General features: G+C 59.9%; 15 protein-coding genes, 1 tRNA gene and 1 pseudogene. 6 read left to right on the top strand and 11 right to left on the bottom strand.

All coding sequences use genetic code 11. The annotated features are described in order from the left end of the window. Positions 1-104: 104 nt before the first annotated feature. Positions 105-485 (bottom strand): response regulator, encoded by a 381-nt coding sequence (locus AB5I78_RS24180; protein WP_242201046.1) that lies wholly within the window; start codon positions 483-485, stop codon positions 105-107. A 178-nt stretch (positions 486-663) separates the two neighbouring features. Between AB5I78_RS24180 and AB5I78_RS24175 the strand changes: the two genes are divergently transcribed. Beyond that, positions 664-1,038, top strand: a complete 375-nt coding sequence (locus tag AB5I78_RS24175; RefSeq protein ID WP_369302149.1) for a cytochrome c family protein — start codon at positions 664-666, stop codon at positions 1,036-1,038. Here AB5I78_RS24175 and AB5I78_RS24170 read toward each other — a convergent pair whose 3' ends face one another. The 5 genes from AB5I78_RS24170 to AB5I78_RS24150 form a co-directional block, all read right to left on the bottom strand. Then, positions 1,039-3,060: an LTA synthase family protein gene (locus AB5I78_RS24170; RefSeq protein ID WP_369302148.1), complete on the bottom strand. Its 2,022-nt coding sequence runs from the start codon at positions 3,058-3,060 to the stop codon at positions 1,039-1,041. An 823-nt stretch (positions 3,061-3,883) separates the two neighbouring features. Next, entirely contained in the window at positions 3,884-4,480 is a 597-nt protein-coding gene (locus AB5I78_RS24165; RefSeq protein ID WP_369302147.1) for a hypothetical protein, read from the bottom strand. Beyond that, a complete protein-coding gene (locus tag AB5I78_RS24160; protein ID WP_262209923.1) occupies positions 4,480-5,748 on the bottom strand; it encodes an exo-alpha-sialidase in 1,269 nt (422 codons plus the stop codon). The genes AB5I78_RS24165 and AB5I78_RS24160 overlap by 1 nt, the downstream gene beginning before the upstream one ends. A 22-nt stretch (positions 5,749-5,770) precedes the next feature. Beyond that, positions 5,771-6,316, bottom strand: a complete 546-nt coding sequence (locus AB5I78_RS24155) for a cytochrome b/b6 domain-containing protein (RefSeq protein ID WP_369302146.1) — start codon at positions 6,314-6,316, stop codon at positions 5,771-5,773. Then, positions 6,316-6,582, bottom strand: a complete 267-nt coding sequence (locus AB5I78_RS24150) for a PepSY domain-containing protein (RefSeq protein ID WP_119736807.1) — start codon at positions 6,580-6,582, stop codon at positions 6,316-6,318. Before AB5I78_RS24150 ends, AB5I78_RS24155 begins: the two co-directional genes overlap by 1 nt. 146 nt (positions 6,583-6,728) lie before the next feature. Here AB5I78_RS24150 and AB5I78_RS24145 point away from each other — a divergent pair, with 146 nt between their 5' ends. Both AB5I78_RS24145 and AB5I78_RS24140 read left to right on the top strand, forming a co-directional pair. After that, on the top strand, positions 6,729-7,391 hold the full coding sequence (locus tag AB5I78_RS24145; protein WP_242199870.1) for a response regulator: 663 nt from the start codon (positions 6,729-6,731) through the stop codon (positions 7,389-7,391). Continuing rightward, positions 7,388-8,740: an ATP-binding protein gene (locus AB5I78_RS24140; RefSeq protein ID WP_369302145.1), complete on the top strand. Its 1,353-nt coding sequence runs from the start codon at positions 7,388-7,390 to the stop codon at positions 8,738-8,740. Before AB5I78_RS24145 ends, AB5I78_RS24140 begins: the two co-directional genes overlap by 4 nt. A gap of 222 nt (positions 8,741-8,962) precedes the next feature. Here AB5I78_RS24140 and AB5I78_RS24135 read toward each other — a convergent pair whose 3' ends face one another. From AB5I78_RS24135 to AB5I78_RS24125, 3 genes are read right to left on the bottom strand one after another with little or no spacing between them, the layout of a single operon-like run. Then, positions 8,963-9,586 carry a DUF3916 domain-containing protein gene (locus AB5I78_RS24135; RefSeq protein WP_369302144.1) on the bottom strand — a complete coding sequence of 208 codons (624 nt, stop codon included), beginning with the start codon at positions 9,584-9,586 and terminating at the stop codon, positions 8,963-8,965. A gap of 23 nt (positions 9,587-9,609) precedes the next feature. Then, entirely contained in the window at positions 9,610-9,834 is a 225-nt protein-coding gene (locus tag AB5I78_RS24130; RefSeq protein WP_262209915.1) for a pyocin S6 family toxin immunity protein, read from the bottom strand. Beyond that, the gene (locus AB5I78_RS24125; RefSeq protein ID WP_369302143.1) at positions 9,831-10,964 is read right to left on the bottom strand and encodes a colicin E3/pyocin S6 family cytotoxin; all 1,134 of its coding nucleotides are present in this window, start codon (positions 10,962-10,964) and stop codon (positions 9,831-9,833) included. The genes AB5I78_RS24130 and AB5I78_RS24125 overlap by 4 nt, the downstream gene beginning before the upstream one ends. 122 nt (positions 10,965-11,086) lie before the next feature. Between AB5I78_RS24125 and AB5I78_RS24120 the strand changes: the two are divergent. Together AB5I78_RS24120 and AB5I78_RS24115 are read left to right on the top strand one after the other, a co-directional pair. After that, positions 11,087-11,341: pseudogene (locus AB5I78_RS24120) on the top strand (DUF3077 domain-containing protein); the annotation flags it as partial. Between the two features lie 225 nt (positions 11,342-11,566). Then, positions 11,567-12,202: a LysE family translocator gene (locus AB5I78_RS24115; protein WP_145164208.1), complete on the top strand. Its 636-nt coding sequence runs from the start codon at positions 11,567-11,569 to the stop codon at positions 12,200-12,202. 8 nt (positions 12,203-12,210) lie between these two features. Here AB5I78_RS24115 and AB5I78_RS24110 read toward each other — a convergent pair whose 3' ends face one another. Both AB5I78_RS24110 and AB5I78_RS24105 read right to left on the bottom strand, forming a co-directional pair. Next, a complete protein-coding gene (locus AB5I78_RS24110) occupies positions 12,211-12,540 on the bottom strand; it encodes a hypothetical protein (protein WP_369302142.1) in 330 nt (109 codons plus the stop codon). 94 nt (positions 12,541-12,634) lie between these two features. Next, positions 12,635-12,719, bottom strand: a tRNA-Leu gene (locus AB5I78_RS24105). 108 nt (positions 12,720-12,827) lie between these two features. On the opposite strand from AB5I78_RS24105, the gene queA reads away from it, so the two are divergent. After that, on the top strand, positions 12,828-13,892 hold the full coding sequence (gene queA, locus AB5I78_RS24100; protein ID WP_119736825.1) for a tRNA preQ1(34) S-adenosylmethionine ribosyltransferase-isomerase QueA: 1,065 nt from the start codon (positions 12,828-12,830) through the stop codon (positions 13,890-13,892). The last annotated feature ends 3 nt before the right edge of the window (positions 13,893-13,895 follow it).

The following is a 13,895-nucleotide window of genomic DNA, read 5'->3' as shown; positions in this document are numbered from 1 at the left end:
CACTAGGCGAAAAGGCTGACCGGCGGATCAGAAAAGTCACTCCTTGCGTGATTAATGACCACGGAAAAGCACCTCAAGTTCGCTTTTGTGATATCGCGACGATATCAGTGCAGGGACATACCCTGTTGGCTCAGCGCCGTTTGTACGCACTCAACCAGGTGTTCGGCGCTCCACGGCTTGGGTAAAAAACGCACGGAACCGCCCAGCTGCGCCGCCAGCTTGATATTGCCGGAGGTCAGCACCACGGGCACAGACGGCCAGCGATGCGCTACCACCTTGCTCAAGTCATAACCATTGAGCAAACCGGGCATCTGGATATCACTGACAATCAGATCCACGGGGTCGTCGCCGCGCTCCAGGTAAATCATCCCTTCATCCGCCGAAGGAAATGACGTGACGTGCGCCCCGAAATCCTCCAGTACATCCACCATTAACGAGCGAATGATCTCGTCGTCTTCCAGCACTAAAATCGATGGCTGAGCCATGATCCTTACTCCACCATCAGGGTTCAGTAAGGTGGAGTGGGGCGGGCGTGAATAGGTTCGATTGGATATATTCCGGGCGATGGATGGTCGGTTTAGAGCGGGTAGCAGGGCGTTGCCCGCAGCGGCACAGTGCGCTTGCAGGCATAATCGCCTCACCGTTGCCTGATGTGGAGCCTTCATGAAGCACGCTTTATTGACCCTCGCCCTGATTCTCACCACCACCCCGGCTTTAGCGGCAGGCGATGCCGAAGCGGGCGGCAAGCTTTTCAGCAAGACCTGCGGCGGCTGCCACAGCATCGGCGAAGGCGCGCGCGGCGGCTTCGGCCCGCAGCTTAACGGCATCATCGGCCGCCCTGCCGGCACCACCACGGACTACCAGTACTCCGACGCGATGAAAAACTCCGGCGTGGTCTGGACCCGCGACAAACTCGCCGCCTACATCGAGGCGCCAAAAAAAGTCGTCAGCGGCACGCGCATGATTTTTTGGGGCATCAGCGACCCGGAAAAGATTGAAAACATCCTGGCCTACCTCGAAACCTTCCAGCCCAAATGATCACTCGCGCACGTTCCTGAACAGCATCAACCGCGCACTTTCATGCAGCCCGCGCGTCAGGCCCTGCAGGCGTTGAAACTCTTCAGGGTGCTGCTCGGCCACGTCTTCCCGAGGTGTTGGCGACGCCAGGTCATGCAGGGTTGGTGAACTGCCGTCGTGTTGCATTTGCAACAGGAAGTCCTGGGTCACGCCGCCGATAATCGGGAACGTGCCCTCGTGCAACACCAGTGGCACCACACGTTCGCCTTCCGTTGCCGGCTGCTGGATGTCGCGGCCCATCGCGCCAGTGCGAAAGGGGACGCCTGCCATGCCGGCCACTGTCGGCAACAAATCCGCAAGGCCCACCGCCTCTTCAATCACCCGTGGTTGCAGGCCCGGCGCGTGGATCAGCAACGGCACGTTGTTGCTTTCCAGACCCAGTTGCTCGAAGGCCGGGGCCATGTGCGGGATCTGGCTGATGCGGGTGTTGTGGTCGCCGAAGAACACAAAAATGCTGTTTTCGTACCAGCCGCCGGCCTTGGCGATGTCCATCAGGCGGCCGATGTTGAAGTCCAGCAAACGCACTGCGTTGTACTGCTCGACGCTGCGCGAGCCAGCGGCCTGGGCCTGCTCCAGGGTCACGTCACGGACCTGGAAGCCGTCGTTCTGCTTGGGAATGGTGAACGGGCGATGGTTGCCGGAGGTTTGCACGTAAGCGAAGAACGGCCTGTCCTTGGGCACGGCGCGCAGCAGTTGGTCGCCCTCCTTGAACAGGTCCAGGTCAGAGATGCCCCACACGTCCACTCGCGGTGAGCGCCAGTAGCTTTCATCAAACAGCTGCACGCCGTCGATGCTCTGGCGGATCAACGCATTGATATTCGCCCAGCCAGCGTTGCCGTTGATCATGTAGAACTTCTGGTACCCCTCAAACGCGTTGATCAGCGTGTGCTGCCGCGTGATCAGCGGGTTGCGCGTGGCGGTCTCCTGGCGCGTCACATCGGGCACGCCAGTGATGCTCGCCCACACGGTTTTGGCGGTGCCGGTGACGGGCACGTAGAAGTGTTTGAAGAACCAGCTTTGCGTTGCCAACGTGTCCAGGTTCGGCGTGGGGTTCAGCGGGTTGCCGTAGGCACCGACGGCGCTGGTGCCGAGGGATTCAAGCATCACGAAAATCACATTGGGCGGGCGTTCGCCTTGCAGACGATAAGGTTGCACACCTTGTTCGCGGGTGAAATTCAGTTGTTGGGGATCGGGCTGGTCAACGCCCAGATACTCGGCTATTTGCGGGTAATGCTTGCGCACTGTGGCTTCATCGAATTGCGGTTGGCCGACCTTGAGCGTGTCGTATAAAAACAGCACCGGGTTCAGGCCCACGGCGGAAACCTGGCTGTTGCCGGAAAAAAACGCATCGCTCCAGCGCAGCGGCACCGGGTTTTCCAGGTTGAGGTTGGCCACGCGGCCGAGCAGGGCCAGCAGCACGGCGACAACGCCGACTACGGCCACGGAAGCCACGGCCCATTTGCCGATGACTGTGGGTTCGCGATCCAGGGTCAATCGCTCCAGGCACACCAACGCCCATACCCACAGCGCCACGGCGGCCAGCCAGCAGGCGGTTATCCACAGCACCGGGTAGGTTTCCCACACCATCTGTTGCGAAATCTGTGCGTCTTGCAGGTAGCGCAACACGGTCGCGTTGATGCGCACGCCGAGGTAGGCGTAGTGGCCGAAGTCGATGATGTACACCAGGCCGACCACGGCCAGGGCCACGACCAGATAGCCGCGCGCCAGCCAGCGCAGGGCGGGCAGGGTGGTGAGGTTCCAGCGTGGGAGCCAGGCCAGCACGGCCAGTGGCAACATGATCAACACGGCCAGGCGCAGGTCGAAACGCAGGCCGATGCCCAGGGTTTCTGCCAGCGCCGGGGTGTTTAAATCCAGACCGGAAAAGCTGATCAAAAACACCAGCCGCAAAGCCGCCAGCAACGCAAACACCAACCCGATCGCGCCCACGCCGTAGCGCAGGCGGCGTGATTGCAACACACCCATCATTGACCTCTACTCAATCTCACAAACACCACACAGCAAATGGGGGAACGGGCTTGCCCACGAAAGCGGTGGTTCAGTGCCAGCGTTGTCGCCTGACACGCCGCCTTCGCGGGCAAGCCCGCTCCCACAGTTTGAGTTGCATTAACCCGGCGACTACGCAGTAGCCCCAAGAGCGGATCGCCATCGGTGACCCCTCCCAATCTCCAAAACAACGCCAACCCAATGTGGGAGCGGGCTTGCCCGCGAAGGCGGTTTATCAGTGCCAGCGTTGTTACCTGACACGCCGCCTTCGCGAGCAAGCCAGCTCCCATAGTTTGGATTACGTTAACCAGTGAATACGCAGTAGCCCGTCGGGAGCGGATCGCCATCAGTGACCCTTCCCAATTTCCCAAACGATGCCACTCCAATGTGGGAGCGGGCTTGCCCGCGAAAGCGGTTTATCAGTGCCAGCGTTGTTGCCTGACACGCCGCCTCCGCAGGCAAGCCAGCTCCCACAGTTTGGATCGCGTTAACCAGTGACTACGCAGTAGCCCGTCGGGAGCGGATCGCCATCACTGACCCTTCCCAATCTCCAAAACGACGCCACTCCAATGTGGGAGCGGGCTTGCCCGCGAAAGCGGTTTATCAGTGCCAGCGTTGTTACCTGACACGCCGCTTTCGCAGGCAAGCCAGCTCCCACAGTTTGGATTGCGTTAACCAGTGACTACGCAGTAGCCCGCCGGGAGCGGATCGCCATCAGTATCCCTTTCCAACCTCCAAAACGACGCTGATCCAATGTGGGAGCGGGCTTGCCCGCGAAAGCGGTTTATCAGTGCCAGCGTTGTTACCTGACACGCCGCTTTCGCGAGCAAGCCCGCTCCCACAGGTTGAGTTGCATTAACCCGGCGACTACGCAGTAGCTCGCCAGGAGCGGATCGATCAGGTAATCCCAATAGTTCTCCGACGCCTTGAGCCGCAGCGCGAAGGCCAGGGTGCCCGCTGCCAGCATCCACACCACCAACGTGTTGCGTAGCCAGAGCAGCAGTAAGGCCGCCGCGCCCACCAGCACAATCATCGGCCGTGGGTTGAAGCCCCAGCGGTAAGGGTCGTAATACGTCAGGCCCATCGTGGCCGGATACAGCAGCAGGCTCAGCGTGCCAAACAGCACCAGCAGTTGCACTTGATGTGGGCGATTAACCGGCTGCACCACGCCCAATCGGCACAGCGTCACCCCCGCCAGCAACACCAAGGTGCTGATCGCCAGGTCATCGGTAAAGCTGCGCACGTACGCCGCCAACGGCAGTTCATTCACCGGGATAAAACTCAGCGCCACCAGCATCGGCAGCAACCACGGCCGCCACGGCGCGGTAAAGCGAAACAGGCTTAAGAGCACAAACCCCAGCAGCACAAAACTCAAATGGGCCTGCCACACAGAAACCATCACAAATGCTCCGCCAGCCAGGCTTCGTTGAAGCTGACATGTTTGATAAAGGTGTTATTCCACGAGTACACCACGTGGTACATGCCGTCCGGGCTGCGGCTGAAATACGGGTACTCGTACTCGAAATCGCAGCCGCGCGGTTTGCACACGCGGTAATCCAGGTTGCTCAGAAAGCGTTGTTCCAGTGGCAGACGCTTGGCGCCGCTGGAGGCGCGAAAGCCCTCGCCGATGATTTCTTTGTAAGCCTCGTGGGAGAACGGCTGGCCGAGCGGGTCGGGCGACTGGTCCAGTTCCACCACCGTGCGCCATTGGCTGAACTGGGCGTTGGTGCCGTAGAGGCTGAGCTTGAAGCGACCGTCTTGCAAGTCGTTGAGGGCCACCAGCAAACCGTCATCCTCAGTAGCCACTGCCGCCAGGGATGAATTGGGGTTGGCCGGCGCCAGCGGGTACGGCTCACTCCAGGTTTGCCCGGCATCAATGGTGCGGCTGGCGAGCACGCGGTGATGGGTTTCGCCGGCGTAGCGCAACATCGCCACGGCGCGCTGGCCGTCCTGCGCCACGATGGTCGGCTGCAGGGAGTGCTTGCCACGGCTGATGCGGAATTTGTCGATCACCGCGCCGTCGGGGCTCAAGTACAGGTACTCGGCAAACTTGCCCATGAACTCGTGATACACCGGCAAGCCAATCGAACCGTCGGCGTGAAACACCGGCGCGGCGCGCACCAGCGTGCTGATATTAAAGAACGGTGAGGTCACCAATTGCCGCGGCGCCGACCAGTTTGCGCCCAGGTCAGTGGAGACCATCACGTTGATCGCGCTGGTGGCCCAGCCGCCGACCGACACCGACACATAAAACATCCACAGGCGTTTATCCGGCCCCAGCGCAATCACCGGGTTGCCCAGTTTGCGAATGTAGCGCTGCGTGCCGTCGCGGGTACTTTCGCGCGTGGCCAGCACCTGCTCGGCGCCCCATTCGCCGCTGCGCGCATCAAACCTTGCGGTGCGCACCTGCACATCGGCGGCGCCTTCGCGGCTGCCGGCAAACCACACGGCCATCAAGTCGCCGCCGGGCAGGGCGGTGACGGAGGAGGCGTGCACAAAGTCGGTGAGTTGCGAGGACACAAAGCGGCTGGTGTATTGCGGCGCCGTCGCAACCTTGGAGGTATTCGGGCTCGCCTGGGCAAACGGCGCCAGCACGTGCGGCGGATGGCTTTGCCAGGCGGCGAAAAACACCGCGAGCAGGCTGCAGATCAGTAAGGCGGAGCGCATAGAGAACCTGTTGGGAAAAGGATTACTGCGCACGCTCATCCGGCAGGCGCTTCCTGCGACCGGTGAGCATGGATAACGGCAGGTTGTCCTTCACCTGGAGACTTTCATACACGGCGGCCAGCACATGCACGCAGACCAGAGCCAACAGCACATTGGCGGCGGTTTCGTGGACTTGCAGCGGCCAGTCGGCACCCCATAACGCGTCGACTTCCTGCATCAGGAAACCGCTGATACCGAGGATCAGCAGCGCCGACAACATCAACAGCATTACCAGCGCGCCGATGGGCGAATGACCGAGGCGGTGCAGCCCTCGCCCGTCCAACACCCGACGCACATGGGCACTGAGTCGCGCAGGCGATGGCCAGAAATCTGACCAACGTGCACTGCGCGGTCCTACGAACCCCCACACCAGTCGCACCAGCAACCAGGCCATGGCGTAGTAGCCCAGCCACACATGCCAGTCGTCGCCCGCTTCGTTAAAGAAGTAGTTGGCGACGAAGACCCCGGCGATAGACAGATGAAACAGCCTTACCAGAGGGTCCCACAGGCGCAGGGATTCGCTTGGCATCAGCCCTTGATCTCAGTCTTCACGGCTTTGCCGGTGACCGGGTCGTGGTAGATCTCGACCTTGCGTTTGTCTTTGTCGAAGCCGTAGATCTCGTAGCAGTTGCCGTCGGTGACCTTGAACTTGCTGATCTCGTACCCTTGCGCCTTGAGCGTGTCCTGGAAGGCTTTTTCGTCTTGCCACTGCGAGCGTTCGGCGGTGGTGCACTGCGGGCCGGCGAGGGCCATGGGGCTGGCGATAATCAGGGACAGCAGGAGAATTTTGCGCATGGAAAAGCTCTCAGCAGATGTGGGAGATTTCACAGTGCAAAACCAACCTTAGCGCAACCTTAGTTGGCAACGCGCCGTAACATCTTTCCCCGAAGGGGCCGCTGCAGAACCGGCATCATTCCGCCGTTTCCTACAGAGATTCCGCAATGCGCCTACTCCTAGTCGAAGATGATCGTGCCCTCGGCCAGGGCATTCGCGTGGCATTGGGCGCAGAAGGCTACACCCTGGATTGGCTGCAGGATGGCCTCAGCGCCTTGCACGCACTGCGCACCGAAAGCTTCGATTTGCTCCTGCTCGACCTCGGTCTGCCACGCCTCGACGGCCTCGACCTACTGCAGCAACTGCGCGCCGGGCAGCACGACCTGCCGGTGCTGATCCTCACTGCCCGCGATGGCACCGCCGAGCGCATCGCCGGCCTGGATGCTGGCGCCGACGACTACCTGATCAAACCCTTCGACGTCGAAGAACTCAAAGCCCGCGTGCGCGCCTTGCTGCGCCGCAGCCAGGGCCGCGCGCAACCGATGCTGGAACACGCCGGCGTCAGCCTCGACCCGGCTACCCAGCAAGTGCGTTATCAGGATCAAGACATCATCGTCACCCCGATGGAATACCAGCTGCTGCACCAATTGATGGTGCGCCCCGGCAAAGTCGTGACCCGCGAGCGCCTGTCCCGCGCGCTGTACGGTTGGCAGGACCGGGTGGAGAGCAACACCCTGGAAGTGCTGATCCATAACCTGCGCAAAAAGTTATCCACCGAGCTGATCCGCACCGTGCGCGGCGTCGGCTATGTGCTGGCGCTCGAGCCATGACCTCTGTTCGCGCGCGCATCCTCATTCCGGTGCTGGTGTTTATTTTGCTCGGCGACGCGCTGATCAGCTGGCTGGTGCTGCGCGACAGCCACCATGAAATCGAAGAAGTCTATGACGCCCAACTCGCCCAAAGCGCGCGCCTGCTGCAAGGCGTACTGCGCCAGCGCGACCCAGGCGAAGCGGATTGGGACCGCTTGTATCAAGCCTTCGACCACGCCATGAGCCGCGTCGGCGAAGACGGCGTCGCCCACCCGTATGAAACCCGCCTGACCTTCCAGGTATGGCGCACCGACGGTCAACTCCTCGTGCGCTCCGCCGAGGCGCCCGTGCTGGCTGCGCCGCCGACTACCCTCGGCGCCCACGACATCATGGATAACGGCAACGACTGGTGCGCCTTCCTCCTCGCCGACCCGCAGCAGGGCTTGCTGATTTGGGTGGGCGAGCGCGACGACATTCGCCAGGACCTGATCGAACGCATCGTGCGCCACACCCTCTGGCCCACCCTTATCGGCGTGCCGCTGCTGACCGTATTGATCTGGCTAACCATCGGCTGGGGGCTCAAACCGTTGCGCGCCATGGTGATGTCAATTCGCGGGCGCAGTACCGACACCTTGCAGCCGCTGCACCTCAAGCCGCTGCCGACTGATCTGGAACCGATGCAAACGGCGCTTAATCGGTTGTTGGTGCAGATGGATGACCTGCTCGAGCGCGAACGCCGCTTTATCGCCGATGCCGCGCATGAACTGCGCACGCCGCTGGCGATCCTGCGCATTCATGCGCAGAACGCTCAAAGCGCGGTCACCGAAGAACAACGGCGCGAAGCATTGGATTTTTTGGTGAATGGCGTGGACCGCGCCACGCGGATTGGGAGCCAGTTGCTGACCATGGCGCGCATCGAGCCGCAACTGAACAACCCCGTGTGCAAGCCCGTGCAACTGACGGAACTGGTGCGCGAAGAACTGGCGGAGCTGACGCCGCTGGCGATGGAAAAGGGTGTGGAGTTGGTGTTGGAAGGGGAAGACGAATGCTGGGTGCAAACCGAGCCGGTGGCGTTGGCGATTGCGCTGCAGAACCTGGTGACTAACGCGCTTAACTTTTCCCCCGCGGGCGGCGAAGTGAAAGTGGTGATCGGCGCTGACTGCTTGAGCGTGGAAGACCAAGGTCCGGGGATTGATGAAGCGGAAATGGAGCGGTTGTTTAAGCGGTTTTACAGTCGGGATAACGCCAATGGCGCTGGGCTGGGGTTGGCGATTGTGGAGATGATTGTCGGGAAGATCGGATGCAGGCTTACGCTGCACAATCTGGAGCAGGGCGGCCTGCGCGCGCGGCTGGTATTCAACGAAACCTGAAGCAGCCCGGCTCAAATGTGGGAGTTGTCGAGCCCCAGCGAGGCTACGAAGGGATCGCCTCGGTACGCCTGACCGACCGAAGCACTTGCATCGCTGCGCTCCCACGTTCTGTGCGCCTCTAGCAGCAAAAAATCCGTTTGGTACGCCGCGAAGGCGACGCGGAACAGCGCATGAAAACACTGGGATATTGTGTTGAGGGGCAGGGACCAGGGCCAAGTCGAGCTAAGAGGTCGGGCCGAACAAATGCGGGTGCTGCGCCTGGAAGGACCTGAAGGTCTGGTACTTCCAGCGCTCACCGCCTGGGTCTTCGTCTGTCGTGCTGACCTCGCCGAAGTACCAGTGCTCTGACTCGAAGATATCTCCGTCTTCATTCTCGTGAATGAAGTGAAAGCCGACTTCGTGAAGCCCCGGTGGGATGGTCAGGCTCCATTCTTTGGCTAGGCTTCGGCCAGTGATTCGAGCTTGGCGAAAGTACTCATAGTCGAAAGGTTGAGTGTGGCCCAAGTAGCGAGCTTTATCGGTGTAGACACAGACGCGGCTTGAGAACATGTCCGGAAGCATGACGCAGGCGACTACCCAGCATTCAGGGGCGTCGTCTGGTCGCGCTTTAAGCAGATGGCCTGAGACATTGATCAACTGTTGAGCACAGTGCGCCTGAATTTCCGGTGTGGTTTGTTTGCCCTCAACAAGGTTTTCGATGACGGGGATTCTTTCGGTTACGTAGTCAGGTTGTGGCGGTAACTCTTCGTAGAAACAGCCTTCGAAGCTGTCGGCCCAGCGGCTCAGGGCTTTGAGGCGCCTGGGGATGTTGCGGAGTTTTTTGTTTGTTAGTGAAAGTCTGCGCATAAGGCTAAATTCTCTTAGGTTGGTTACTCGTGTGAGGAAAGGAACAGGTCAAGGTGGTTGGGCAGTTTTAAGGCACACGCTTTTTCGATTTTGAGTGTTTGTTCTTCCGTCAATGGGTAATCAAATACGCAATCCTCAGGCTGGCTCCATCCCATAATCTCCATTAGCTCTTGAGTGGATAGAGATAGCTCTTTCTCAAAGGATGCAAAATCCTCGTTAGGCAAAACGCCCATAATTACGTGTTTCATGGCTCTACCCTCCTACTAGGATCGGCTGGCTTTCGTTGTTTTCCGGTTATATGGTCGAACTCGCCGAGATGAACTCCATGTTTGGTGTACTTTTCGACAGCGCCATGTTGAAAGTCCCACTCATAGATTGTCCCGTCCGGATCTTTCCATCTAGGACGTTTACCTCCTCCTTTCATGGGCGTTTTAGAGCGTGCCCATTTTGCTTTTGGAAACGCAGCTAAGAGTTTAGGCTTGGTGTGGTAGGAGTGATCCCCAGCCCGAACGCTAACCACCACATACAGCGGCCGAACCCCCGACTCCATCGGGAACACCAGAATAAAATCCCGATACTGCGGCGGATAAATCGGGTTCACCAGAATCTGCGCGGCCTTCTCGGTCGGTGGGTAAATCCAAATCACCGGCGCTTGCGGCGCAGCTTCCAATGCCGGAATACCCAGCGTGTCGCCCGGATCAACCGCAGGCGTCCAGATCAGCTCCACGCCCTCACCCAAATCCGCCACAAACTGATCGCCACGGCTTTGGAACTGCACCACATCAATCATCTGCCAATCGGCATGGTTGCCCGTGTAAAACCCATACCCCTTGAGCGTGCCGTCCTCACGCTGCTCCACATGCAAACGCATCTGCGACCGCGCCTGTGGCAGCAAACGCAGTTGCTCCTCGCTGTAGAGCGCGCTATCACCTAGTTCCGATGGCCAAGCCAGCGCCACCAAACCGGCCAATAATCCACCGGCGACAGTGCCAGCTGCGGTGGCTGCGGATTCCACCACCGCCGAACGCAACGCCAACTGCCCTAAACCAACGGGCAGGGCGCTGCCGCTGATCTTGCGCAAAGCAACCGCGCCTCGGCTGTCCACCTCGCGCCCACCCAACAGGCTGAAGTGGCCGTAGTCCTTGATCAGCTCCAGCGGTACGTAACCGGTGGGGTCGTTGTAGCGAATGATGCCGTCGGGCAGTTGGCAGGGTTTGGTGAACACGCAGCCCGGAAGCTTTACGGGCGTAGGCGCCGGGGCAGGTGCCAAGTTGAATAAGTCTATCGGCGGCGAATAGGGCTCTCGTTTCGACTGCGGAATCAGGATTCGCCGTTTGAGTTGTTCTTCTTCGGTGATGGGGTACGCGCGTTCTGACATGACGGGCTCACTTCCTTGTGCGAGGGAGTGAGGGTACGAGGGGGGATCAGAGGTTGATGTCGGGTTTGTTCGGTGGTTTGCGTGGGAAAAGTCATCCTGTTAGCGACGATAATTAAAAAGGGGGCCAACAGCCCGACCTCCACCGCCTATTTCGCGTCAACGCCGGCGTACCCATCCGCGTTGCCCTGGAGCATGCCTCCGAGCTTCTGCACTGTTCCAAAATGCTCGCGTTGGATGCCGCCATGGACAACAGCGCGGATCGCTACGCCTGGGCAGCGCATTATTTGGGGGAGATGGCGAAGGCGGTGGTGGATGATTTGGCCAATGGGATGTTGCCGAATGGGGTGATGGAGGAGGGTGACGCTGTTGGTGTGTAGGCGGGTGAGTTGAGGGTGTGGCGGCTGGCGCCTTCGCAGGCAAGCCAGCCCACACAGTGGAGGGTGTACATCCGTTGAATCAGTGTTGGCAGTAAAGAGACCTTGGGACGCCAATGTCTCTTTTTTTGTTTATGTGTATGACGTTTTGCTCGCGGATCTGTATCTAACGGCCTGCTTTTCATCGCCCTACCATGGTGCCCAGCACAACTCTTAAGGAGCGACACCATGCCCGAACTGTCCAGCTGGCTAGCCTACGGCCTGATCTCACTCGGCATGGTACTTACGCCAGGGCCGAACATGATTTACCTCATTTCCCGCTCGATTTGCCAGGGGCGTACGGCCGGGTTGATTTCGCTGGGCGGTGTTGCGCTGGGATTTGTGGTTTACATGTTGTGCGCGGCATTGGGGATTACCGCGCTGGTGATGGCGGTGCCGTTTGCCTACGACGCGCTGCGGCTCGGCGGGGCGTTGTACCTGGTGTACCTGGCCTGGCAGGCGGTCAAGCCGGGTGGTCGTTCGCCGTTTCAAGTGCGGGATTTACCCCAGGACAGCCCGCGCAAGCTGTTCATGATGGGCTTTGTGACCAACCTGCTGAACCCTAAAGTTGCGGTGATGTATTTGTCTTTGCTGCCGCAGTTTATCGACCCCAACGGGCATGGCAGTGTGCTGACGCAATCGCTGATTTTGGGCTTTACGCAGATTGCCATCAGCGTAAGCGTCAACTCGGTGATTGCCGTTATGGCGGGCTCCATCGCGGTGTTCTTCGTCACCCGCCCGGGTTGGCAGGTGGCGCAGCGCTGGGTGATGGGCTCGGTGCTGATGGGGTTGGCGGTGCGGATGGCGGTTGAAGGGCGGCGGTAAGTTGCGCGTCACAGGATGGCTTTCAGGTAGTCCTTGAGTGCGTTGAGCGGGGCGTCGAGTGCTTCAAGTGTCGGCGCTTGGCGCACGTCCACCGCGAGCCGTTGCAGCTCACGCCCCATCACTGTGTTTGGCCCGCCCAGGGAGTCGAGTGCTAACGTCAGGCATTCATCAAGCTTGAGCCGAATCGCGGCCAAATCCCCCTGACGCACCAACAACCCGAACACCTCGCGCTCATACCCATCCATGACCAGGTCATCGCGCAGAATCGGGCTCGCGCCTTCGGTCTCGTGCACCAGCTTGAGAGCAAAAAGGGCAACAGCTTCCAGCGTCAATTCCATGGTCCCGGCTCCTTAACGTCTGCGTTCGCCTATGCCTGCTTACTTTTTTACAGGCGAAAAAAAAGACCTTGAATTTCAAGGTCTTTCTTTAAGATGGTGCCCCGAGGGAGACTCGAACTCCCACTCCTTTCGAAAACGGATTTTGAATCCGCCGCGTCTACCAATTCCGCCATCAGGGCTCAATGGCGGCGAAGTATAGAGATGAGATTACCGTTGGTCAATCACGTTTCATGGTCTATTTTCACTATTTCCGCTAGACTTCCCGGCCCTGCTAGACGAACCCCATCATGCGCGTTGCTGACTTTACTTTTGAGCTCCCTGATTCGCTGATCGCTCGCCACCCTTTGGCCGAGCGTCGCGCCAGTCGACTGCTGACCCTGGACGGGGTGAGCGGTGCCCTCGCACACCGTCAATTCACTGATTTGCTTGAGCATTTGCGCCCAGGCGATTTGATGGTGTTTAACAATACCCGGGTGATTCCGGCACGGCTGTTTGGCCAGAAAGCGTCCGGCGGCAAGCTGGAAATTCTGGTGGAGCGGGTGCTGGACAGCCATCGCGTGCTGGCCCATGTGCGCTCCAGCAAGTCGCCGAAACCGGGTTCGAGCATCCTCATCGATGGCGGTGGCGAGGCCGAGATGGTCGCGCGCCATGACGCGCTGTTCGAGCTCAAGTTTGCCGAAGAGGTGTTGCCGCTGCTGGAACGCGTCGGCCATATGCCGTTGCCTCCTTATATAGACCGCCCTGATGAAGATGCGGACCGCGAGCGCTATCAGACGGTGTACTCGCAGCGCTTGGGCGCTGTTGCCGCGCCGACGGCCGGGCTGCATTTCGACCAGCCGTTGCTGGATGCGATTGCTGCCAAGGGCGTCGAGAGCGCCTACGTGACCCTGCACGTGGGGGCCGGCACGTTTCAGCCGGTGCGTGTGGATAACATCGAAGACCACCATATGCACAGCGAGTGGCTGGAAGTCAGCCAGGAAGTCGTGGATGCAGTGGCCGCGTGCAAGGCGCGCGGCGGTCGTGTTGTTGCTGTCGGCACCACCAGCGTACGTTCGCTGGAGAGTGCGGCGCGTGATGGCGTGCTCAAGCCGTTCAGCGGCGACACCGATATCTTTATTTTCCCGGGCCGGCCGTTTCATGTGGTCGATTGCCTGGTCACCAACTTCCATTTGCCGGAATCCACGCTGTTGATGCTGGTGTCGGCATTTGCCGGTTACCCGGAAACCATGGCCGCTTATCAAGCTGCCATCGCCAACGAGTACCGTTTTTTCAGCTACGGTGATGCGATGTTTATCACCCGAAACCCTGCGCCGACTGCTCCTAAAGAAGCGGGCCCTGAGGAACAACTATGAGTC

This window comes from Pseudomonas sp. N2-3-1-14 (assembly GCF_041228395.1).
In the GTDB taxonomy this organism is placed as follows: Bacteria; Pseudomonadota; Gammaproteobacteria; order Pseudomonadales; family Pseudomonadaceae; genus Aquipseudomonas.
Note: the sequence above shows the minus strand (reverse complement) of the source record. Positions and strands in the feature narration are given on the sequence as shown.